Source organism: Variovorax sp. Soil_C_33, from assembly GCF_057656935.1.
In genome coordinates this window covers 1-322 of record NZ_JBDGJK010000059.1, presented here as the reverse complement: position 1 = coordinate 322, position 322 = coordinate 1, and the positions used below count along the sequence as shown (strand labels likewise).

Genomic DNA, 322 nt, shown 5'->3' with positions numbered 1-322 from the left:
CGTCACCGCGTCGTAGCCGCGCAGCTCCTGCACCTTCTGGATGTCGATGCCGTACTCCTCCTCGCCCAGCGTGAAGGAAAGGAATTCCAGCGGCTTCGCGGCCTGCTTCGATGTGTCTGTTGCGTTCATCTGCGTCTCTTCATGAGGTTTGAAATTGGGGGAGAGCGGGCCGGGTGCCGACATCCAGCCGGAACACGCTGACCGCCTCGACGAGGCTGCCGGCCTGTTCCTGCATCGACTGCGCCGCAGCCGCCGCCTCTTCCACCAGCGCCGCGTTCTGCTGCGTCACCTGGTCCATCTGCGTGATCGCCTGGTTGATCTG

At 64.0% G+C, this 322-nt stretch carries 1 protein-coding gene and 1 pseudogene; both read right to left on the bottom strand.

Annotated features, from left to right (window positions below; translation table 11 throughout):
- Positions 1-129: chemotaxis protein CheW (locus AC3A6B_RS29920; protein WP_487840253.1), on the bottom strand; the 129-nt coding region annotated here is incomplete at its 3' end.
- Between the two features lie 10 nt (positions 130-139).
- Positions 140-322, bottom strand: a pseudogene (locus AC3A6B_RS29915) (methyl-accepting chemotaxis protein); the annotation flags it as partial.